Source organism: Mycobacterium colombiense (assembly GCF_001665835.1).
Taxonomy (GTDB): Bacteria; Actinomycetota; Actinomycetes; order Mycobacteriales; family Mycobacteriaceae; genus Mycobacterium; species Mycobacterium colombiense_A.
The window spans coordinates 15,038-36,223 of the sequence record NZ_LZSX01000028.1 but is presented as its reverse complement, the minus strand read 5'-3'; the positions used below and the strand labels follow the sequence as shown (position 1 = coordinate 36,223).

22 protein-coding genes and 1 pseudogene are annotated in these 21,186 nt (G+C 68.8%); 12 read left to right on the top strand and 11 right to left on the bottom strand.

Annotated elements, in window-relative coordinates:
* Together A5760_RS06170 and A5760_RS06165 are read right to left on the bottom strand one after the other, a co-directional pair.
* Positions 1 to 790: VWA domain-containing protein (locus A5760_RS06170; protein WP_064878699.1), on the bottom strand; the 790-nt coding region annotated here is incomplete at its 3' end.
* Between the two features lie 57 nt (positions 791 to 847).
* A complete protein-coding gene (locus A5760_RS06165) occupies positions 848 to 1,870 on the bottom strand; it encodes a hypothetical protein (protein ID WP_064878697.1) in 1,023 nt (340 codons plus the stop codon).
* 141 nt (positions 1,871 to 2,011) lie between these two features.
* Here A5760_RS06165 and A5760_RS06160 point away from each other — a divergent pair, with 141 nt between their 5' ends.
* Positions 2,012 to 2,722, top strand: coding sequence for a GntR family transcriptional regulator (locus tag A5760_RS06160; protein ID WP_064878695.1), 711 nt, complete (start codon positions 2,012 to 2,014; stop codon positions 2,720 to 2,722).
* A gap of 272 nt (positions 2,723 to 2,994) precedes the next feature.
* On the opposite strand, the gene A5760_RS27210 is transcribed toward A5760_RS06160, so the two are convergent.
* From A5760_RS27210 to A5760_RS06140, 4 genes are read right to left on the bottom strand one after another with little or no spacing between them, the layout of a single operon-like run.
* Positions 2,995 to 3,249 (bottom strand): hypothetical protein, encoded by a 255-nt coding sequence (locus A5760_RS27210; protein ID WP_231122559.1) that lies wholly within the window; start codon positions 3,247 to 3,249, stop codon positions 2,995 to 2,997.
* Between the two features lie 40 nt (positions 3,250 to 3,289).
* Positions 3,290 to 4,378: an adenosine deaminase gene (locus tag A5760_RS06150; RefSeq protein WP_064878693.1), complete on the bottom strand. Its 1,089-nt coding sequence runs from the start codon at positions 4,376 to 4,378 to the stop codon at positions 3,290 to 3,292.
* Positions 4,375 to 5,658 carry a thymidine phosphorylase gene (locus A5760_RS06145; protein ID WP_064878691.1) on the bottom strand — a complete coding sequence of 428 codons (1,284 nt, stop codon included), beginning with the start codon at positions 5,656 to 5,658 and terminating at the stop codon, positions 4,375 to 4,377. The genes A5760_RS06150 and A5760_RS06145 overlap by 4 nt, the downstream gene beginning before the upstream one ends.
* Complete coding sequence (locus A5760_RS06140) at positions 5,658 to 6,059, bottom strand: cytidine deaminase (protein WP_064878713.1); 402 nt, start codon at positions 6,057 to 6,059, stop codon at positions 5,658 to 5,660. Before A5760_RS06140 ends, A5760_RS06145 begins: the two co-directional genes overlap by 1 nt.
* 259 nt (positions 6,060 to 6,318) lie before the next feature.
* On the opposite strand from A5760_RS06140, the gene sdhC reads away from it, so the two are divergent.
* From sdhC to A5760_RS06120, 4 genes are read left to right on the top strand one after another with little or no spacing between them, the layout of a single operon-like run.
* The gene (gene sdhC / locus A5760_RS06135) at positions 6,319 to 6,657 is read left to right on the top strand and encodes a succinate dehydrogenase, cytochrome b556 subunit (RefSeq protein ID WP_064878689.1); all 339 of its coding nucleotides are present in this window, start codon (positions 6,319 to 6,321) and stop codon (positions 6,655 to 6,657) included.
* The gene (locus tag A5760_RS06130) at positions 6,654 to 7,124 is read left to right on the top strand and encodes a succinate dehydrogenase hydrophobic membrane anchor subunit (RefSeq protein ID WP_064878684.1); all 471 of its coding nucleotides are present in this window, start codon (positions 6,654 to 6,656) and stop codon (positions 7,122 to 7,124) included. The genes sdhC and A5760_RS06130 overlap by 4 nt, the downstream gene beginning before the upstream one ends.
* A 3-nt stretch (positions 7,125 to 7,127) precedes the next feature.
* On the top strand, positions 7,128 to 8,882 hold the full coding sequence (gene sdhA, locus A5760_RS06125) for a succinate dehydrogenase flavoprotein subunit (RefSeq protein WP_064878682.1): 1,755 nt from the start codon (positions 7,128 to 7,130) through the stop codon (positions 8,880 to 8,882).
* Entirely contained in the window at positions 8,882 to 9,706 is an 825-nt protein-coding gene (locus A5760_RS06120; RefSeq protein ID WP_064878680.1) for a succinate dehydrogenase iron-sulfur subunit, read from the top strand. Before sdhA ends, A5760_RS06120 begins: the two co-directional genes overlap by 1 nt.
* Positions 9,707 to 9,730: 24 nt before the next feature.
* Here A5760_RS06120 and A5760_RS27205 read toward each other — a convergent pair whose 3' ends face one another.
* The gene (locus tag A5760_RS27205; protein WP_231122558.1) at positions 9,731 to 10,204 is read right to left on the bottom strand and encodes a hypothetical protein; all 474 of its coding nucleotides are present in this window, start codon (positions 10,202 to 10,204) and stop codon (positions 9,731 to 9,733) included.
* A 90-nt stretch (positions 10,205 to 10,294) separates the two neighbouring features.
* Here A5760_RS27205 and A5760_RS06110 point away from each other — a divergent pair.
* A pseudogene (locus tag A5760_RS06110) lies at positions 10,295 to 10,939 on the top strand (carboxymuconolactone decarboxylase family protein); the annotation flags it as partial.
* Positions 10,940 to 10,991: 52 nt separating this feature from the next.
* On the opposite strand, the gene A5760_RS06105 reads toward A5760_RS06110, so the two are convergent.
* Positions 10,992 to 11,906 (bottom strand): sigma-70 family RNA polymerase sigma factor, encoded by a 915-nt coding sequence (locus A5760_RS06105; RefSeq protein WP_064878679.1) that lies wholly within the window; start codon positions 11,904 to 11,906, stop codon positions 10,992 to 10,994.
* An 88-nt stretch (positions 11,907 to 11,994) separates the two neighbouring features.
* On the opposite strand from A5760_RS06105, the gene A5760_RS06100 reads away from it, so the two are divergent.
* Complete coding sequence (locus A5760_RS06100; protein ID WP_064878677.1) at positions 11,995 to 13,326, top strand: aspartate aminotransferase family protein; 1,332 nt, start codon at positions 11,995 to 11,997, stop codon at positions 13,324 to 13,326.
* Between the two features lie 10 nt (positions 13,327 to 13,336).
* The gene (locus A5760_RS06095; protein WP_064878675.1) at positions 13,337 to 14,350 is read left to right on the top strand and encodes an SMP-30/gluconolactonase/LRE family protein; all 1,014 of its coding nucleotides are present in this window, start codon (positions 13,337 to 13,339) and stop codon (positions 14,348 to 14,350) included.
* Positions 14,351 to 14,356: 6 nt separating this feature from the next.
* On the opposite strand, the gene A5760_RS06090 is transcribed toward A5760_RS06095, so the two are convergent.
* The gene (locus tag A5760_RS06090; RefSeq protein WP_231122557.1) at positions 14,357 to 14,551 is read right to left on the bottom strand and encodes a hypothetical protein; all 195 of its coding nucleotides are present in this window, start codon (positions 14,549 to 14,551) and stop codon (positions 14,357 to 14,359) included.
* 369 nt (positions 14,552 to 14,920) lie between these two features.
* Here A5760_RS06090 and A5760_RS06085 point away from each other — a divergent pair, with 369 nt between their 5' ends.
* The 4 genes from A5760_RS06085 (at position 14,921) to A5760_RS06070 (ending at position 18,959) form a co-directional block, all read left to right on the top strand.
* On the top strand, positions 14,921 to 16,090 hold the full coding sequence (locus A5760_RS06085) for a D-alanyl-D-alanine carboxypeptidase family protein (RefSeq protein WP_419538226.1): 1,170 nt from the start codon (positions 14,921 to 14,923) through the stop codon (positions 16,088 to 16,090).
* 5 nt (positions 16,091 to 16,095) lie between these two features.
* A complete protein-coding gene (locus A5760_RS06080) occupies positions 16,096 to 17,448 on the top strand; it encodes a sugar porter family MFS transporter (RefSeq protein ID WP_064878671.1) in 1,353 nt (450 codons plus the stop codon).
* Positions 17,439 to 18,572 carry an N-acetylglucosamine-6-phosphate deacetylase gene (gene nagA, locus A5760_RS06075; RefSeq protein WP_064878669.1) on the top strand — a complete coding sequence of 378 codons (1,134 nt, stop codon included), beginning with the start codon at positions 17,439 to 17,441 and terminating at the stop codon, positions 18,570 to 18,572. Before A5760_RS06080 ends, nagA begins: the two co-directional genes overlap by 10 nt.
* A gap of 72 nt (positions 18,573 to 18,644) precedes the next feature.
* On the top strand, positions 18,645 to 18,959 hold the full coding sequence (locus A5760_RS06070) for a DMT family transporter (RefSeq protein WP_064878667.1): 315 nt from the start codon (positions 18,645 to 18,647) through the stop codon (positions 18,957 to 18,959).
* Here the strand turns inward: A5760_RS06070 and yhjD are convergent.
* Positions 18,956 to 19,993 carry an inner membrane protein YhjD gene (yhjD, locus tag A5760_RS06065; RefSeq protein WP_064878665.1) on the bottom strand — a complete coding sequence of 346 codons (1,038 nt, stop codon included), beginning with the start codon at positions 19,991 to 19,993 and terminating at the stop codon, positions 18,956 to 18,958. The two genes, A5760_RS06070 and yhjD, sit on opposite strands and share 4 nt — an antisense overlap.
* A 26-nt stretch (positions 19,994 to 20,019) precedes the next feature.
* A complete protein-coding gene (gene trpS, locus A5760_RS06060) occupies positions 20,020 to 21,039 on the bottom strand; it encodes a tryptophan--tRNA ligase (RefSeq protein WP_064878663.1) in 1,020 nt (339 codons plus the stop codon).
* Between the last annotated feature and the right edge of the window lie 147 nt (positions 21,040 to 21,186).

Below are 21,186 nucleotides of genomic sequence, written 5' to 3'. Positions count from 1 at the left end.
TCGAGACCGGGACGGCGATTTTGTGCCCGTCCATCTCGATCTCGCCGCCCTTGGTTCCGAACGAGATCGTCGAGATCGGCACGCCCTCGTCCTTGGCCAGCCGCGCCGCGGTGAACGCCCCCTGCGGGGCATTGGGGTCCAGCGGCACGTTCTCGGCGCCGTCGGATTCCAGCACGATCCGCGCCGGCGGTGGACCGTCGCCGCCGCCCATCACCGAACCGACCGTCGCGATCGCCTGCAGGGCGGTGAAAATGCCTTCTCCGGTAGCGGTTTTGGGCATCGGCTTGAGGCTGTCGATGCCCGCCTTGACCGCGCCGCGATTGGTCGTCGGAGGCACCAGCAGCGTGGCGTTGGCCGCGAACTCGACCAGCCCGAGGTTGATCGCCGGGGTCAGCTGGTCGGCGAATTGCTTGCCGGCCTCCTTGGCCGCGTCCAGGCGGTTGGGCGGCACATCGGTGGAGGCCATCGACTCGGACACGTCGATCACCAACATCACGACCGCCCGATTGAGCGGAATCCGGACATCCGACGTCGGCCCGGCCATCGCGGTGGTCAGCAACACCAGCGAGACGGCCAGCAGGATGGTCGGCACGTGCCGCCACTTGCTGGGTCGCGGCGGCGCCACCCGCTCCAGCACCTCCATGTTGGCGAAGCGCAGCACCCGGCGACGACGGGCGAATTGCTGCACGACGTAGAGGCCGATCACCAGCAGCACGATCAGCAGGACCAGGAAGAACCAGGCGTTCTGGAAGCCCGTGAGCGAGACCGGTCCCAGCAGGGGCACCTTCATGTCCAGCCACACTATGCGGCGATCGTGAGCGGTGCATGGACCGCCGCCGCCCGGGGATTACCCGGCGACGAGATCGCGGCGCTGGGTGAACTTGATGTCCAGGCTGCGCAGGTGGGTCTGCAGCCCGGCGTCCTGCACCGGGATCAGGTGGGCCGGCTCGTTGGTCTCGTTGTAGTGGGCGTGCCACATGCCCGGCGGGGTGGTGAAGGCGCACCCGGCCCGCCAGTCCACCCGGGTGGGGTTGATGATGTCGCCGTGCTCGTCGAGCCGGGTGCCGAGCAGCGTGTAGCAGCCGGACTCCGGGGCATCGAGGATGAGATCCAGCGCGACCGACTGGTGCCGGTGCGGGCGCTGCACCTGGTTGGGCGGCAGCACGCCGAACATGGCCCACAGCACGTGGGTGATGGTCAGCGTCTGCTCCTGGTTGGTGTTGGCCAGCAGCACGCTGACCCGGCTCTTGTCGTTGGCGCCCGGGCGCGACGCGATCTCCTCCAGCTTGGCCACCGCGTCGCCGCGGCGGAACTTGGTCGCCGCAAACCGCGGCTGGGTGGCCTCGGCGCCCAGGTAGCGCAGCAGCGGCTCGTCGTGCACCCAGTACATGGCCGTGTCGGTGGCGGCGTAGAAGACCGAGTGGGTGCCGGCCGGCAGCGTCACGAAGTCGCCTTTCTCCCACTCGATCAGCCGGCCGTTGACCGCCGCGAAGCCCCGCCCGTAGAGCACGTAGTAAAGCTGCGAGGTGGCGTTGGGGCTGGTGTCGACCTGCTCCCGGGCGCGGATGCTGACGAAGTTGGCCAGCAGCGCCGGGCTGGTCGCCGCGCCGGTGTCGATGCCCAGTTCCTTGGAAAGATCCAGCGGGATCACGCCGGTCGGCGCGCCGAGATAGATCTCGGGATCGAACCTCCGCAGCGGGACCGGTGGGACGTGCCCGGATCCGATCGGGTTGGCCGCCTTGGAGTACTCGAAGTATTCGGCCTGCTGCGCCCACTCCTCGAAACGGCCCTCGAACCCGTACTCGGCCACGTTGATCATCGGCGCGGGGATCGTCGGGTCCAGGTTCGGTGTCACCAACTGCTGGGGCATCTGCCGCCTCCTTGCTCAGGTATCTCTCGTATCTGAATAGTATTTATCTTGTATCTCAGTGTCAAGCCTCGCAGGTAGGAGCAGCAGTGTACGGTCGTGACCACGCTTGAGATACGACTTAGCTACCAGAAGAGGGCTCGCGTGGCAGCAAAGCACCCCCGACCGGGCACGGCCAAGGACCGCGCGCTGGACTACGTCAAGGCGCAGGTCCTCACCGGCGAATTCCCCGGCGGCGAGCTGATCAGCGAGGGCGACGTCGCCACCGCGCTCGGGATGTCGCGCACCCCGGTGCGCGAGGCGTTCCTGCGGCTGGAGGCCGAGGGGCTGTTGCGGCTCTATCCGCAGCGCGGCGCCCTGGTGGTCCCGGTCTCGCCCGACGAGGTGCGGGCGGTCATGGACGCCCGGCTGGTGCTGGAGCAGTTCGCGGCCGGCAAGGTGATCGGGCGCGGCCCGGCCGTCTGCGCCGAGGTCTTCGAACGGCAGTCGGACGAGCTGCGCCGGCAGCGCGACGCCGCGGCGGCGGCCGACTGGCGGGAGTTCCTGGAGTCCGACCGCGCCTTCCACGCCATCACCCTGGAAGAGTCGGGCAACGCCATCCTGTCGGCTTTCTACTCGTCCTTGCGCGACCGCCAGATGCGGATGATCGGGGAATCGGCGCTGCGCGAACCCGATCGGGTGGCCACGATCATGGCCGAGCACGCGGACATCGCGGAAGCCTTGCGCGACGGCGACTTACCGCGCGCCCTGCGGGCGGTGCAGACCCACTTGGCCAGCACGGTGCGGGCCATGGGCCTTTCGGTCCAACCGGACCCGTTATGGGCTACCGGATTTGGCGCTCGTGCCGCAGACTGATCGATAGCCCGGGGGAAGCCGCGACGGGCACGGCCGTGAGGGGGCACGATGGCTTGGGCGATCTGCGCGGGAGTCCGCGACGCGATGACGAGAGCGGCGGTGGCCGCGGCGCTGTTCACAATCGCCGCGACGGGCACGGCCGTTCCGGCACACGCGGCGCCCGCGCGCACACCAATTGCGCCGCAAGATGATCCCGATCCCGGTCTTCCGACCAACCCGTCCGATCCCCGGTGCGTGGGGATGCCTGGGTTGGCTCAATGTCAGGGCGGACCCTATGCCGGCGGCGCTCCCACCGGCCCGGCGGATCTGAGCTGCATCAGCATGCCCACCGACCCGGTGTGCGCGGGAGGCCCGTACGCCCCCGCGCCGCCGATGGCGCCGCCGCCACCCGCGCCCATGGCCGGGCCGCTGATGGAACCGCCTCCACCAGTGGCGCCACCGCCCGCGGAACCGCCACCGATGGCACCCCCGCCGATGGCGCCGCCGGCCATGCCGGTCGCACCCGAGGCGCCGTCGGACCCGTCCATCGGGATGCCCGGGCACATCTAGCGAGGGACCGCGCCCGGCCTAACCGATCAGCACGGCGTAGCGCGGCTTGATCACCTCGTCGATGATCGCCAGCCGCTCGTCGAACGGGATGAACGCGGATTTCATCGCGTTGATGGTGAAGCGCTCGAGGTCGCTCCACCCGTAGCCGAAAGCCTCGACCAGCCGGTGCATTTCGCGGCTCATGAAGGTGTCGCTCATCAGCCGGTTGTCGGTGTTGACGGTCACCCGGAAGCGGGCGCGGGCCAGCAGATCGAACGGATGTTCGGCGATGCTCTTGACGGCGCCGGTCTGCACGTTGGAGCTGGGGCACAATTCCAGCGGAATTCTCTTGTCCCGCAAGATGGATGCCTGTTGACCAAGCCGGACCTGCCCGTCGTCCAGCACCTCGATGTCGTCGACGATGCGCACCCCGTGGCCCAGCCGGTCCGCACCGCAGAAGGCGATCGCCTCATGGATGGACGGCAGCCCGAACGCCTCACCGGCGTGAATGGTGAAGCGGGCGTTGTGGTCTCGCAAGTAATCGAAGGCGTCCAGGTGCCGGGTGGGCGGGTTGCCGGCCTCGGCGCCGGCGATGTCGAATCCGACGACCCCCTTGTCCCGGAACCGGATCGCCAGCTCGGCGATCTCCCGGGACACCGCCGCGTGCCGCATCGCGGTAACCAACAGCCGCACCACGATCGGGCGATTCGAGGCGGCACAAGCCTTTTCGCCCTCGGCGAAGCCGGCCAACACGGCGTCGACGATCGCATCGAAGGACAGCCCGCGGTCGATGTGCAGCTCGGGGGCGAACCGGACCTCGGCGTACACCACCGAGTCCGCGGCCAGATCCTCCACGCACTCGTAGGCGACCCGATGCAGCGCCTCCGGTGTCTGCATCACCGCCACGGTGTGCGAGAACGGCTCCAGGTAGCGCTCCAGCGAGCCGCTGTGCGAACGGGTGCGAAACCACGTCGCCAGCTCGTCGACATCGGTGGCGGGCAGCCCGTCGTAGCCGACCTGCCCGGCGATCTCCAGCACGGTCGACGGGCGCAGCCCGCCGTCCAGGTGATCGTGCAGCAGGGCCTTGGGGGCCTTTCTGATCTGCTCCAGCCCTAGCGGTGCGGTCATGTGACGATCCGATCGATGATCAGCGGTCGGGAGGCCGGTGGTGTGCCGTCGACGCTCCACCCGCCGTCCAGCTCGGCGAGCGCGGCACCGAAGCGCTCCGGGGTGTCGGTGTAGAGGGTGAACAACGGCTCGCCGGCGGTGACCGGCTCGCCGGGGCGGCGGTGGATCCGGATACCCGCGCCCAACTGCACGCGTTCGCCCGGACGGGACCTGCCCGCGCCGAGCCGCCATGCCGCCAGCCCCACTGCCATCGCGTCGATATCGCCCATTGTGCCGCCCCGGGGGGCGATCACGGTCTCGGCATGCCCGGCGACGGGCAACGGCACCGACAAATCACCGCCCTGGGCCGCGATGAGCCGACGGAACCGGTCCATCGCGGTGCCGTCGCGCAGGGTGTCGGCGGGATCGCGGTCGTCGATCCCGGCCAGCTCGAGCATCTCGGAGGCCAGCCGCAGCGTCAGCTCCACCACGTCGGGCGGGCCGCCCCCGGCCAGCACGTCGAGGGACTCGGCGACCTCCAGGGCATTGCCGACGGTCGCGCCCAGCGGGCGGTTCATGTCGGTCAGCAGCGCGCGGGTGGGAACCCCGTGCGCCGCGCCCAGCTCGACCATGGTGTGCGCCAGCTCGCGGCACTGCCGCTCGGAGTCCAGCAGCGCCCCGGAGCCGACCTTCACGTCGAGCACCAGCGCGCCGGCCCCCTCGGCCAGCTTCTTGCTCATCACCGAGCTGGCGATCAGCGGCAGCGATTCGACCGTGGCGGTGATGTCGCGCAGCGCGTACAGCTTGGCGTCGGCCGGGGCCAGGTCGCCGGCGGCGAAGATGGCCGCGCCGACGTCGCGCAGCTGGTCGCGGACGCGCCGGTTGGACAGCTCGGCGCTGAACCCGGCGATGGATTCCAGCTTGTCCAGGGTGCCGCCGGTGTGGCCGAGCCCGCGACCCGACGCCTGCGGGACCGCGGCTCCGCAGGCGGCGACGACGGGCACCAGGGGCAGGGTGATCTTGTCCCCCACCCCGCCGGTGGAGTGCTTGTCGACCGTCCGCAGGCCCAGGTCGCCGAAGTCGAGAGTGTCGCCCGACGCCAGCATCGCCGCCGTCCACCGCGTGGTCTCGCCGGGATCCATGCCGCGCAGCAGGATCGCCATCAGCAGCGCCGCCATCTGCTCCTCGGCCACCCGCCCGTCGGTATAGGCGCCGATGACCCAGTCGATGGCGGCGTCGGACAACCGGCCGCCGTCGCGCTTGGTCCTGATCACCGTGGGCGCGTCGAACGCGGGATGCATCAGCCGCGCCCCGCGGCCAGGTCGTCGGGGCCGAAGGCGTCCGGCAGCAGGTCGCCGAGCCGGCGCGGCCCGCCGGGATGGTCGATCAGCAGCTCGGGCCCACCGTGCTCGAGCAGCACCTGACGGCACCGGCCGCACGGCATCAGCACCGATCCGCGCCCGTCCACGCACGCCAGCGCCACCAGGCGGCCACCGCCGGTCGAATGCAGGGCGCACACCACCGCGCATTCGGCACAGAGACCAAGGCCATATGAGATGTTCTCCACATTGCAACCGGTGACCACCCGGCCGTCGTCGACCAGCGCGGCCGCCCCGACCCGGAACCGTGAGTAGGGTGCGTAGGCACCCGCGGAGACATAGATTGCCTTGTCCCGCAACGTATTCCAGTCGATCTCAGGCATCACGAAACCCCGCTCACGCATCGTCGATTCCGACGATCACCCTAGTCGCAAAACGGCTTTTCGCTTGGCGGACATTGGCCCAAGTCACACCGTGTCCGAGCTAAGCTCAAGTGCCCGGAGTGGCTGACGTTGAAGTCGGAAGAAGGCGGTGAGGACTGGGGTGACTACGCAACCGACGACCGCGGATCCGGCGGCACCGGGATCGGCTCCCTCGCGCAAACGCAGGCCACCACGGACGCTGTACCGCGGCGACCCCGGCATGTGGTCGTGGGTGCTGCACCGGATCAGCGGCGCGACGATCTTCTTTTTCCTGTTCGTCCACGTGCTGGACGCCGCGATGCTGCGGGTGAGCCCGCAGACGTACAACGCGGTGATCCACGACTACCAGATGCCCATCGTCGGCCTGATGGAATACGGCCTGGTCGCCGCGGTGCTCTTCCACGGGCTGAACGGGATTCGGGTGATCCTGATCGACTTCTGGTCGGAGGGCCCGCGCCACCAGAAGCTGATGTTCTGGATCGTCGGCATCGTGTTCCTGCTGCTGATGGTCCCGGCCGGCGTGGTGACGGTCATCCACATGATGGAGCACTTCCGATGAGCGGTCCGGACGTGCAGCTCGGCCCCGGCGAGGTCGCCCCGGTCAAACAGCGCCTCTACGACCGTCCCGCCAGCCTGGACAACCCCCGCTCGCCGCGGCGGCGGGCCGGCATCCCCAACTTCGAGAAGTTCGCCTGGCTGTTCATGCGGTTCTCCGGGATCGCGCTGTTCGTGCTGGCGATCGGCCACCTGTTCATCATGCTGATGTGGGATGACGGCGTTTACCGCATCGACTTCAACTACGTGGCGCAGCGCTGGGCGTCGCCGTTCTGGCAGTTCTGGGACCTGGCGCTGCTGTGGCTGGCACAGCTGCACGGCGGCAACGGGCTGCGCACCATCATCGACGACTACAGCCGCAAGGACAGCACCCGGTTCTGGCTCAACAGCCTGCTGCTGTTGTCCATGGGCTTCACGTTGGTGCTGGGCACCTATGTGCTGCTGACATTCGACCCCAACATCGGAGGCTGACCCGTGATCCAGCAACACCGGTACGACGTGGTGATCGTCGGCGCGGGTGGTGCCGGCATGCGCGCCGCGGTGGAGGCGGGCCCGCGGGTGCGCACCGCGGTGCTGACCAAGCTCTACCCCACCCGCAGCCACACCGGCGCCGCCCAGGGCGGCATGTGCGCGGCGCTGGCCAACGTCGAAGAGGACAACTGGGAGTGGCACACGTTCGACACGGTCAAGGGCGGCGACTACCTCGCCGACCAGGACGCCGTGGAGATCATGTGCAAGGAAGCCATCGACGCGGTGCTCGACCTGGAGAAGATGGGGATGCCGTTCAACCGCACCCCCGAGGGCCGCATCGACCAGCGCCGGTTCGGCGGGCACACCCGCGACCACGGCAAGGCCCCGGTGCGCCGGGCCTGTTACGCCGCCGACCGCACCGGCCACATGATCCTGCAGACGCTGTACCAGAACTGCGTCCGGCACGACGTGCAGTTCTTCAACGAGTTCTATGCGCTGGACCTGGTGCTCACCCAGACCCCGAGCGGTCCGGTGGCCACCGGGGTGGTCGCCTACGAGCTGGCCACCGGCGACATCCACGTGTTCCACGCCAAGGCGATCGTGCTCGCCACCGGCGGCTCGGGCCGGATGTACAAGACCACCTCCAACGCGCACACGCTGACCGGTGACGGCATCGGCATCGTCTTCCGCAAAGGACTTCCGTTGGAGGACATGGAGTTTCACCAATTCCATCCGACCGGCCTGGCGGGCCTGGGCATTTTGATCTCCGAGGCGGTGCGCGGTGAGGGCGGCCGGCTGCTCAACGGCGAGGGCGAGCGCTTCATGGAGCGCTACGCGCCGACGATCGTCGACCTGGCCCCGCGCGACATCGTGGCCCGCTCAATGGTTTTGGAGGTGCTGGAGGGCCGCGGCGCGGGCCCGCACAAGGATTACGTCTACATCGACGTCCGCCACCTCGGCGAGGACGTGCTGGAGGCCAAGCTGCCCGACATCACCGAGTTCGCGCGCACCTATCTGGGTGTGGACCCGGTGCACGAGCTGGTCCCCGTCTACCCGACCTGTCACTACGTGATGGGCGGCGTCCCCACCACCGTCACCGGACAGGTGTTGCGGGACAACACTTCCACGGTGCCGGGGCTGTACGCGGCCGGCGAGTGCGCGTGCGTGTCGGTGCACGGGGCCAACCGGCTGGGCACCAATTCGCTGCTGGACATCAACGTGTTCGGGCGCCGGGCGGGCATCGCCGCGGCCAATTACGCGCGGGGGCATGACTTCGTGGATATGCCTCCGGAGCCCGAGGCGATGGTCGTCGGGTGGGTCGGCGACATTTTGAGCGAGCACGGCAACGAGCGCGTCGCCGACATCCGCATCGCCCTTCAGCAGTCGATGGACAACAACGCCGCGGTGTTCCGCACCGAGGAGACGCTCAAGCAGGCGCTCACCGACATCCACGCCCTGAAGGAGCGGTACGCCCGAATTAGCGTGCACGACAAGGGGAAACGATTCAACAGCGACCTGCTCGAGGCCATCGAGCTGGGCTTTCTGCTGGAGCTCGCCGAGGTCACCGTGGTCGGTGCGCTGAATCGCAAGGAGTCGCGCGGCGGCCATGCCCGCGAGGACTACCCCAACCGCGACGACGTCAACTTCATGCGCCACACCATGGCCTACAAGCAGGGCAGCGACCTGCTCAGCGACATCGCGCTGGACTTCAAACCCGTGGTGCAGACGCGCTACGAACCCAAGGAACGGAAGTACTGATGGCCGAGAGCGCCGGAACCGAAGAGGCAGCCGAGGTCGAGACCAGCCTGGAGCCGCCCCTGCCGGCGATTCCCGACGGCGCGGTGATGGTGACCGTCAAGATCGCCCGGTTCAACCCCGACCAGCCCGACGCCTTCGCGGAAACCGGTGGCTGGCAAAGCTTTCGGGTACCGTGCCTGCCCAGCGACCGGATGCTCAACCTGCTGATCTACATCAAGAGCTACCTGGACGGGACGCTGACCTTCCGGCGCTCCTGCGCGCACGGGGTGTGCGGGTCGGACGCCATGCGCATCAACGGTGTCAACCGGCTGGCGTGCAAGGTGCTGATGCGCGACCTGCTGCCCAAGAGTAAGCCGGGTAAGCGCGAAAAAACACTGACCATCACGGTCGAACCGATCCGCGGACTGCCGGTGGAGAAGGACCTGGTGGTCGACATGGAGCCGTTCTTCGACGCCTACCGGGCGGTGAAGCCGTACCTGATCACCACCGGCAACCCGCCCACCCGCGAACGCATTCAGAGCCCGACCGACCGCGCCCGCTACGACGACACCACCAAGTGCATCCTGTGCGCGGCGTGCACCACCAGTTGCCCGATCTTCTGGCACGAGGGCAGTTACTACGGCCCGGCGGCGATCGTGAACGCGCACCGGTTCATCTTCGACAGCCGCGACGAGGCCGCCGCCGAGCGCCTGGACATCCTCAACGAGGTCGACGGCGTGTGGCGCTGCCGCACCACGTTCAACTGCACCGAGGCCTGTCCCCGCGGCATCGAGATCACCAAGGCGATCCAAGAGGTCAAGCGCGCGATCATGTTCTCGCGCTAGGCACTCCAGCGGCGGCGTGTCGGATCAGGGCGCTGACTCGCCCCGACGAGTACCCGCCACGTGCCCCGGCCCGACGCGGTCGTCGTCGCGGTCGGATTCCGGCATTTCCGAAGCCGGTTGCTCGTCTGCCGGAGACTGACTCGCACCGCCAGGGGTGCTCGCCGGGCTGGCGGACTTGAAATCGGGATCGGTCGCCGGGCCCGTCGCACCTCCGGCGCCTTGGGCGTCGGTCGCGGCACTTTCTTGGCGTCCCTCGTATGGCGGGATTGCACTCCCCGTGTCTTGCGGGGGCACTTCGCCGGTGCCGCCGTAGGTGTCCGACGCGGTCGGGTCGCTCATCGGCGGATTCGCGTCTTCGTCTACGGTTCCGACCGGACGGTCCGCCCGGCCATGTTCGGGAGTATCCGAGCCGGTGTCGCGCGCACCGCTACCCAACTCAGGGTCGTCGAAGTGCTCGAGCCTCGCATCGTCCGGTTGTTGATCTTTTTGAGAGGTCATAATCTGTCTCCTCACCCTCTCGTTGCCCTGCCGCACCGGTTGGCGCGGCGAGGGTGAGGGGCGGGTACCCGGACCTTCTGACGGGAAACACCTGCTAAGGCGATCCGATCGACCGTGCCGTCACACGTCGCGGGCCTGCATCGTCTGATCGGTATGACACAGAAAACCCGCATCACGCCCCTGCCCCCCAAGCGCACCGGATTGCTGACCCGGGTGATGTACCGCATCGCCAAGCGACGCTACGGCCAAGTTCCCGAGCCATTCGCCGTGGCCGCGCATCATCGCAAGCTGATGATCGCCAGCGCCATGCACGAGACGATGGTCGACCGGGCGTCGAAAACGCTGCCGACCAGCGTGCGTGAGCTGGCAGTGTTGTGGACCGCCCGCCAGATCGGCTGCTCGTGGTGCGTCGACTTCGGATCGATGCTGCAGCGCCTGGACGGCCTGGACATGCAGCGCCTCAAGGACATCGACAACTATGCCACCTCAACGGCATTCACCGATGACGAGCGCGCGGCCATCGCCTATGCCGCCGCGATGACCACCGATCCGCACACCGTCACCGACGAGCAGGTCGACGATCTGCGGGCCCGCTTCGGCGACGCCGGTGTGTTCGAGCTGACCTACCAGATCGGGTTGGAGAACATGCGGGCGCGGGTGAATTCCGCGCTGGGCATCACCGAGCAGGGCTTCAATTCCGGTGACGCCTGCCGGGTTCCCTGGGCTAGCGACGATCGCAAGCGCGGCGTAGCCGGGCGCAGCGGGTCGTCGCCATCAGCTACCGAGCTCAACGAGCCCGCAGCGGGGAGCCGGTGAATTTATCGGGGTTGGCCACATCCCAAAGGGCGCAGACCTTTCCGTCGCGCACCGTCGCGGCCATGATCCGCGGCATCATCTCGCGGTACCCATCGCCGGCGGGGCAGCCGGGCGTGTAGCCGCCCAGCTCGCCGTTGACCAGCCCGAGCTGATACGAGGTGAACATCGCCGGGCCGTAGCGCTGGGCCAGGCCGAAGAAGAACCGGGCCACCTTGTCCGCGCCGTGGATGACGTTGATGGCGGTGGGCGCCTTGCCATTCGCGTCACCGGTCAGGATCACGTCGGGATGCAGCAGCGAGACCACGGCCTCCAGATCGCCGGATGCCATGGCGGCCAGCAACTTTCCTACCACCTCGCTGTGCGCCGGATCGGGCTTTGGTGGCGCCTCGGCCGAGACGGCCTTGCGGGCCCGCGACGCCAGCTGGCGGGCTGCGGCCTCGTTGGTCCCCAGCACCTGGGCCACCTCCGCGAACGGCACGGCGAACCCGTCGTGCAGCACGAAGGCGACGCGCTGATCGGGTGACAGCCGCTCCAGCACCACCATCGCCGCGAACCGCGCGTCCTCGCCGGCCACCACCGCGGAGAGCGGATCGGCCGCGTCGAACCCGGTGACCACCGGCTCGGGCAGCCAGTTGCCGGTGTAGGTCTCGCGACGATGCGCGGCCGAACGCAACCTGTCCAGGCCCAGCCTGCTCACCACCGTGGTCAGCCAGGCCCGCAGGTCGGTGATCTCTGATCCCTTGTCGGGGTCCTGCCGGTGCCAGCGCAGCCAGGCGTCCTGCACGATGTCCTCGGCGTCGGCCACCGTGCCGGTCAGCCGGTAGGCGACCGACATGAGATGGGGCCGTAGCGACTCGAACTCGCTGACCTGCTGCGCTGAGGTCATGTCGACGAGCCTAGCGCGGCGACGCCGAGCGCCGAACGGCGCGAGGAAGAGCCGGGCCATCGAACCGAGCGCTACGCTCAGCGGCAAGATGACTGACAACCTCTGGCTGCACTTCGCCCGGCACGGTCCGGGAATCACGCCGCCAATCATCACCCGCGGCCAGGGTGTCACCATCTTCGACGACCGCGGCAAGAGCTACCTCGACGGCCTGTCCGGGCTGTTCACCGTGCAGGTCGGCCACGGCCGCACCGAACTCGCCGAGGTCGCCGCCCGGCAGGCCGGCACGCTGGCGTTCTTTCCGTTGTGGGGGTACGCCACTCCGCCCGCGATCGAGCTCGCCGAACGGCTCGCCGGCTACGCCCCCGGCGACCTGAACCGGGTCTTCTTCACCACCGGCGGCACCGAGGCCGTCGAGACCGCGTGGAAACTGGCCAAGCAATACTTCAAGCTCACCGGCAAACCCGGTAAGCACAAGGTGATTTCGCGCGCGATCGCCTACCACGGCACTACCCAGGGCGCACTGGCGATCACTGGCCTGCCGAAATACAAGGCACCGTTCGAGCCGGTGACGCCCGGCGGCTTCCGGGTGCCCAACACGAATTTGTATCGCGCGCCGGAACCGTTCACGACCGACCCGAAGGCCTTCGGGCAGTGGGCCGCCGACCGGATCGCCGAGGCCATCGAGTTCGAGGGCCCAGACACCGTGGCCGCGGTGTTCCTGGAGCCGGTGCAGAACGCGGGCGGCAGCATCCCGCCTCCCCCAGGCTATTTCGAACGGGTGCGCCAGATCTGCGACGAATACGACGTGCTGCTGGTCTCCGACGAGGTGATCTGCGCGTTCGGCCGGATCGGGTCGATGTTCGCCTGCGACGACTTCGGCTACGTGCCCGACATGATCACCTGCGCCAAGGGAATGACGTCGGGCTACTCACCGATCGGCGCCATGATCGCCAGCGAGAGGTTGTTCGAACCGTTCAACGATGGCGCCACCATGTTCCCGCACGGGTATACCTTTGGCGGCCACCCGGTTTCGGCGGCGGTGGGGCTGGCCAACCTCGACATCTTCGAGCGTGAGGGCCTCAACGATCACGTCCGGGCCCACGCGCCCGCCTTCCGCGCCACCCTGGACAAGCTCTACGACCTACCCATCGTCGGCGACGTGCGCGGCGAGGGTTTCTTCTACGGCGTCGAACTGGTCAAGGACAAGGCGACCAAGCAGACCTTCACCGACGAAGAACGCGGCCCGCTGCTCGCCCGGGTCGGCGCCGCGCTGTTCGAAGCCGGGTTGTACTGCCGCACCGACGACCGCGGCGATTCCGTCATCCAGCTGGCGCCGCCACTGATCAGCGGCCAGTCCGAATTCGACACCATCGAGGCCATCCTGCGCGAGGTGCTGACGCAGGCCCAGGCGCGGCTCTAAAGTCCTGGGCATGGCCCGCAAACCCCGTATCCACCCGCTGCGGTGGCAGCCGCCGCCGGTCGAGAAGCTGCCCGACGTGCCGGCGCCCGGCGTCACGGTCGTCCCGCTGCCCGGCAACGGGCCCGAGGACGTCGTCGTCGACGCGGCCGGCCAGTTGTGGACGGGCCTCGAGGACGGCCGCATCGTGCGGATCTCCCCCGAGGGCGGCGGGGCAACCGTCCCCAAAGTTGTTGCCGACACCGGCGGGCGGCCACTCGGCCTGCACGTCGCCCGCGACGGCCGGGTGCTGATCTGCGACAGCCACCGCGGGTTGCTCGCGCTGCACCCGGAGGGCGGCACGCTGGACGTGCTGGTGGAATCGGTCGGCGGCAGGCGGCTCAAGTTCTGCTCCAACGTCACCGAAACAGCCGACGGCACAATCTATTTCACCGAGTCGACGAGCGACTTTCATTTCGAGCACTTCGGCGCCCCGATCCTGGAGGCACGCGCGACCGGCGGCCTGTACCGCCTCGGCGCGGACGGCATGGTCACCACGCTGGTGGACGGGTTGTACTTCGCCAACGGGGTGACGGCCACGGCCGACGGGTCGGCGCTGGTCTTCGCGGAGACGCAGGCGCGCCGGCTGTCGAAGTACTGGCTGATCGGGCCGAGGGCCGGATCGGTGACGCCCCTGGCGGTGCACCTGCCCGGCATGCCCGACAACATATCCACCGGCGACGACGGCCGGATCTGGGCGGCGATGGTCACCGAGGCGAATCCGGCACTGGAATCGTTGTTCCCGCGGGCACCGATCATCCGCAAAGTGGTGTGGCGGCTGCCCGAGCGGGTGCAACCGAAGATCAAGCCGGAGATCTGGGCGGTCGCGTTCGATCCGGACAGCGGTGCGGCCGTCGCCGGCCTGCGCACCGCGCATCGGGACTTCGGCTCCGTCACCGGCCTGGTCGAGGCGGCCGGCAAGCTCTGGATGGGCACAATCAACTTCCCGGCCCTGGCCCACGTGGACCTAGCCGCCACCACGCTGTAAGCCTCGCTATCCGGCGGGTGCCCGTCGGACGGCGTCGGCCGCCATCATCACCTCGCGGACGTGCGTGGCGGTCGGGTTGTGGCCGAATCGCGTCACGGCATTGCACAGCCAGGCCAGCGCCGACCGCAGCTCGGCGTCGGTGGCGACATCACGGTGTAGCTTCAGCTCCGCCAGCACCTGGTCGAGCCCGGAACGTCGCACCTGCGTTGCCTTCTCGACCTGCTTGAGCAGATCGTTCAGTGCTCGCGGGCCGGCGCCGGGCGAGGCGTCCGCGGCGCGGTTGCGCCGCCAGGCGGACCAAAACCGATCGCGTGAAATGACAAAACCCCTGAATCCGGTGCGGTGGGTGGCTTTCGGGCTGACCGCGGGCCCAGCGTATCGCGGCCCCGGCGGCACCGCTCAGTAACTTCCGTCTCACCAGTCACAGCGCGGCTCCCCGGATTCGGGCCGCCGATCGCTTACTGTGCACAGACGATGACCCTGTTACGTTCCGTATCATGCCTGGCAGCGGCGCTTTTCCTGATGGCCGCCCCGGTCACGTTGGCAGCACCGGCGACATTGCCGCTGGGGATGCCGCTCGCGAAGGCCGAACCCGGCGCCGAACCCAATGCCGCGCCCCCGGACTGCCCGTACAAGGTGAACACCCCGAAGGCCGTGGATTCGTCGGAGGCGCCCACCGCCGGCGACCCGCCGATCCCACTGGCGGTGCCCGCCAAACCGGTCGGCGGTGACGCGCTGGGCAGCTGCGGGATCGTCGCCGCGCCGAATACGCCGGCGCTGCCCAACGACGTCTCCGCCGATGCCTGGCTGGTGGCGGACCTAGACAGCGGCGCCGTCATCGCGGCCAAGGACCCGCACGGGCGGCACCGCCCGGCCAGCATCATCAAGGTGCTGGTCGCGATGGCCTCCCTGAACGCGCTCAACCTGAACAAGTCGGTCCCCGGAACCGCCGACGACGCCGCCGCCGAGGGCACCAAAGTCGGCGTCGAGGAGGGCGGCGTCTTCACCGTCAACCAGCTGCTGCACGGGCTGCTGATGCACTCCGGCAACGACGCCGCCCACGCGCTGTCCATGCAGCTGGGCGGCATGCAGCAGGCGCTGGAGAAGATCAACGTGCTGGCCGCCAAGCTGGGCGGCCAGGACACTCGGGTGGCGTCGCCGTCGGGGCTGGACGCGCCCGGCATGAGCACCTCGGCCTACGACATCGGGCTGTTCTACCGCTACGCGTGGCAGAACCCGACGTTCGCCGACATCGTCGCGACGCGGACCTTCGACTTCCCCGGCCACGGCGATCACCCGGGCTACGAGCTGGAGAACGACAACCAGCTGCTCTACAAGTATCCCGGCGCCCTGGGCGGCAAGACCGGTTACACCGACGACGCGGGCCAGACGTTCGTGGGTGCGGCCAATCACGACGGGCGACGGCTGGTGGCGGTGCTGCTGCACGGCACGCGGGTGCCGATCGCGCCGTGGGAACAGGCCGCGCACCTGCTGGACTACGGCTTCTCCACGCCGCAGGGCACGCAGGTCGGCTCGCTGATCGCGCCCGACCCGTCCCTCGCGCCGGCCAAGCACGACGCCGCCGCGGATTCGCTGGCCAATGACGCTGCAGCCGGCGGGATCATCGGTTCGGCGGACGCCATGCCGATCCGGGTGGGTGTGGCGGTGATCGGCACCATCGTGGTATTCGCGCTGATCATGATGGCCCGCTCGATGAACCGCCGACCGCAACACCGCTGAGCGCCGTGCTCACCGGATCGCAGCGCGGACTGCTGGTCGGGCTGACCGCCGCCAGCGTGGGCGTCATCTACGGCTACGACCTGTCCATCATCGCCGGCGCGCAGTTGTTCGTCACCGAGGACTTCGGATTGTCCACGCGCCAGCAGGAATTGCTGACCACGATGGTGGTGATCGGCCAGATCGTCGGGGCGCTGGGCGCCGGCGTGCTGGCCAACGTGATCGGGCGGAAACGGTCGGTGGTGCTGATCCTGTTCGCCTACGCGGTTTTCGCGCTGCTGGCCGCGTTCTCGGTCTCGTTGCCGATGTTGCTGACGGCGCGGCTGCTGCTGGGGCTGACCATCGGCGTGACGGTGGTGGTGGTCCCGGTCTATGTGGCGGAGTCGGCACCGACGGCGGTGCGCGGTTCGCTGCTGACGGCCTATCAGCTGGCGATCGTCAGCGGCCTGATCGTCGGCTACCTGATCGGCTACATGCTGGCCGACACGCACAGCTGGCGGTGGATGCTGGGGCTGGCCTGCGCGCCCGCGGTGTTGTTGCTGCCGTTGGTGATTCGGATGCCCGACACGGCCCGCTGGTACGTGCTGAAGGGCCGGATGGACGACGCCCGGCGCGCGCTGCTGCGGGTGGAACCCACCGCGCAGGTCGACGACGAGCTCGCCGAGATCGGCCGCGCGTTGAGCGAAGCCGCGCCCGGCGCCAGGGGCGGGTTCACCGAGATGCTGCGGCCCCCATACCTGCGGGCGACCGCCTTCGTGGTCGTGCTCGGCTTTCTGATCCAGATCACCGGCATCAACGCGATCATCTACTACAGCCCCCGAATCTTTCAGGCCATGGGCTTCACCGGCAATTTCGCGCTACTCGGGCTGCCGGCCCTGCTGCAGGTCGCCGGGCTGGCGGCGGTCGGCGCGGCGCTGCTGCTGGTCGACCGGGTGGGCCGGCGGCCAATCCTGTTGTGGGGCACCGCCATGATGATCGTCGCCGACCTCGTGCTGATGGCCGTGTTCGGTCAGGGCTTCGGTGGCGCGATCGCCGGGTTCGCCGGCATCCTGCTGTTCATCATCGGCTACACGATGGGCTTCGGCTCGCTGGGCTGGGTGTACGCCAGCGAAAGCTTCCCGTCCCGGCTACGCTCGATCGGGTCGAGCACCATGTTGACCTCCAACCTGGTGGCTAACGCCATCATCGCCGCCGTCTTCCTGAGCCTGCTCCATTCACTGGGTGGCGCAGGGACTTTCGCGCTGTTCGGGGGGCTCGCTGCCGTCGCGTTCGTCTTCGTGTACCGGTATGCGCCGGAAACCAAGGGTCGCCAGCTCGAGGACATCCGCCACTTCTGGGAAAACGGCGGCCGATGGCCATGATCGCCGCGGGCACCATGGTGCTCGAGGGTCAGGTCTGCCGCCCCGGCTGGCTGCAGACCTCCGGCGGACAGATCGCCGCCTGCGCACCCGGCCCGCCGCCCCACCCGGCCGACCGGGATTTCCCCGAGTGCGTTGTGGTGCCGGGGTTTATCGACATGCACGTGCACGGCGGCGGCGGCGCGTCCTACACCGACGCCGACGGCGTCGCCGGCGCCGCCGCGTTCCACCTGCGGCACGGCACCACAACCACGCTGGCCAGCCTGGTGACCGCCGCGCGGTCCGAACTGCTCGCCGGGGTGCGCACGCTCGCCGAAGCCACCCACCGGGGCACGGTCGCGGGCATCCACCTGGAGGGGCCGTGGCTGAGCCGCGCACACTGCGGAGCCCATGATCGCACGAAGATGCGCGAGCCGAGCCCGGCCGAGATCGACGCGGTGCTGGCCGCGGGCGACGGCACCATCCGGATGGTGACGCTGGCACCCGAGCTGCCCGGGGCCGACGCGGCGATCCGCCGTTTCCTGGACGCGGGAGTCGTTGTGGCGGTGGGGCATACCGGCGCCACTTACGAACAGACCCGGCACGCCATCGCGCTGGGCGCCACGGTCGGCACGCATCTGTTCAACGCGATGCCGGCGCTGCACCATCGCGAGCCCGGCCCGGCCCTCGCCCTGCTGCGCGACCCGCGGGTGACCGTCGAGGTGATCGCCGACGGCGTGCACCTGCACCCCGACGTGGTGGCGGCGGTCATCGCGGCCGCCGGGGCGGACAGGGTCGCGATGATCACCGATGCGATCGCCGCGGCCGGCCGGCCCGACGGCGCGTTCCGGCTCGGGTCGGTGCACGTCGATGTCGTCGCCGGTGTCGCACGGGTGCACGGGACGTCGACGATCGCGGGCAGCACCGCCACCATGGATCGGCTCTTCCGCACGGTGCACGCCGACGCCGGACTGCTCGCCGCGGTGCAGACGACCGCCACGACGCCGGCTCGCGCAGTCGGCCTGGGGCGGGTGGGTGAGCTGAAGGCGGGCTACGACGCCAATCTTGTTGTACTGGACGGTGGTTTGGGCGTATCGGAGGTCATGCTGCGCGGCGCCTGGCGGGACCATCCGCGGGGTGTTTGTTAGCATCGATCCCGTCGGCACCTGACACCAGGCCCGTACCCGGCCAGCGACAAGACGGCGCCGTGGAGGTGCGTGATGGCCTGGCTCGTCTTGATCGCGTCGGGGATCCTGGAGGCGGTGTGGGCGACCGCCCTGAACAGATCCGACGGCTTCTCCCGGCCCGGGCCGTCGCTGGTCTTCCTTGTCGCGGTGGCGCTTTCGATGACCGGATTGGGGATCGCCATGCGCACCCTGCCGGTCGGTACCAGCTATGCGGTCTGGGTCGGCGTCGGGGCGGCGCTCACGGTGGGGTACGCGATGCTGGTCGGCGACGAATCGGCGTCGTTGCTCAAGCTGGTGCTGATCGGCGGGATCGTGGCCTGCGTCGCCGGCCTGAAGCTGGCCGGCTAGCGATCGCGGCGGGTGAGGCGGGTGATCCGGGAAAGCGCCAGTGCCCCAACGGCTCCCAATGCCATCGCGGTCAGGGTCTGGCGGGTGTTGAGGCCCTCGTCCATCTGAATCCGCGGCGCGATGACCGCCGGGGCCGGAGGCGCGACGGGTTGACTGCGCGGGTCGTTGGAGGCCGTCGCCGCCCAGGCGGTGCAGAACAGCACGAGATACGCGGTGATGTAAGCGAACACCATCAACCCCAGCACCGGGCCGAAGGCCGCCCCCGCCGGGCTGCGCAGCACCGTCCGCAGATAGACGGAGGCAACCTGTTTGAACACCTCGAAACCGATCGCCGCGATCAGCCCGGCCCGCATCGAATCGACCAGGCTGACCTTTTCGCGCGGCAGGCGGGCGATCATCCACGTGAACAGCAGCCACGACACCAGCGTCGCGATCAGGATCGAGAACAGCCAGAAGAGCCAGTCGAGCACCACAAACTGAGGTATGCCAAGCCATTTCAGCAGCGCGCGCATGGGCGCGGCATGGCCGACGGTGGTCAGCGCGACGGTGACCACGATCACCGCGAACGTCCCCAGCATCGCCAGCAGGTCGGAGAACTTGTTGTGCACGAAGCCCGGCGACTCGATGTGGGTGTCCCACCACATCTCGGTCAGCGCCTGGCGCAGGTGCGATATCCAGCCCAGACCCGCCCACACCGCGGTGGCCAGACCGATGACGCCGACCGACGTGCGGGCGTCGATGGCCGAGTTCATCAACTCCTGCAGCTGATTACCCAGCGTCCCGGTCACCTGGGAGCGGATGCGGTCGTCGATGGTGCCCAACAACGAGGGCCGGCGGGCCAGCACGAACCCGAAGACCGCGAAACCGACCATCAGCAAAGGGAACAACGCGAAGATCGTGTAGTAGGTGAGGCCGGCCGCAAAGAACCCGCCGTTGCGCTCGTCGAAACGCCGGTAGGCGCGGATGACGTGATCGATCCACCCGTACCGGGCGCGCAGCCGATCGAAAAAGCCCGGCGTGGCCGGCTCACTCATCGCACGACTCCAAATGAGTAGCGGTACTAGCTCCGTTGTGGAAGAAACCCAAGCCGATCGTAAACCCGCTGGACCGTTTTCCCGGCCACATCGTTGGCCTTTTCCGCGCCGGCCGCGAGCACGGCCTCCAATTCGGCGAAATCGGCGGTCAGTTCGTCGACCCGGGCCTTGATCGGGGCGACGAATTCGACGACCGCCTCGCCGGTGTCCTTCTTCAAATCGCCGTAACCCCTTCCGGCATAGCCCTCCACGAGCTCATCGATCCCGACCCCGGTGACCGCGGACTGGATGCTCAGCAGGTTGGACACGCCCGGCTTGGCCTCGGTGTCGAAGCGGATCTCGCGCTCGCTGTCGGTGACCGCGGAGCGAATCTTCTTGGCGGACACCGCCGGTTCGTCGAGCAGGTTGATCAACCCGGCATCGGTGGCCGCCGACTTGCTCATCTTCGACGTCGGATCCTGCAGGTCGTAGATCTTCGCGGTGGCCTTCGGGATGAGCATGTCCGGCACCACGAACGTCTCCGGGAAGCGGCTGTTGAACCGCTCGGCGATGTCGCGGGCCAACTCGAGATGCTGGCGCTGGTCCTCACCCACCGGCACCAGATCGGTGTCGTAGGCCAGCACGTCGGCCGCCTGCAGCACCGGGTAGGTGAACAACCCCACGGTGGTGGAGTCGGCGCCCTGGCGCAGCGACTTGTCCTTGAACTGCGTCATCCGCGAGGCCTGCCCGAAGCCGGTGAAGCAGCCCAGCACCCAGGCCAGCTGGGTGTGGGCGGGCACGTGGCTCTGCACGAACACGGTGCTGCGGGCAGGGTCGATGCCCAGTGCCAGGTACTGGGCGGCCGTGATCAGGGTGCGCCGGCGCAGCGCCTCGGGATCCTGGGCGATGGTGATGGCGTGCAGGTCGACGACGCAGAAGAACGCGTCATGATCGTCCTGCAGCGCGACCCAATGCGTGACCGCGCCCAGCGCGTTACCCAGGTGAAGCGAATCGGAGGTGGGTTGCACGCCGGAGAAAATCCGGCTGGATCCGGTAGCGGTGCTCATGATGCACCGATCTTTTCACGCGCGGCCGCCGCGGCCGCACCGACCGGCGCCCGCGCAACCCCGCCGGTTGCGGTACCGGCGGTACCGCATTTAATGTCGGGTTATGCGCAAGCTCGTCTGCTCGGCTCCTTCCTCGTGAGCCCCGCT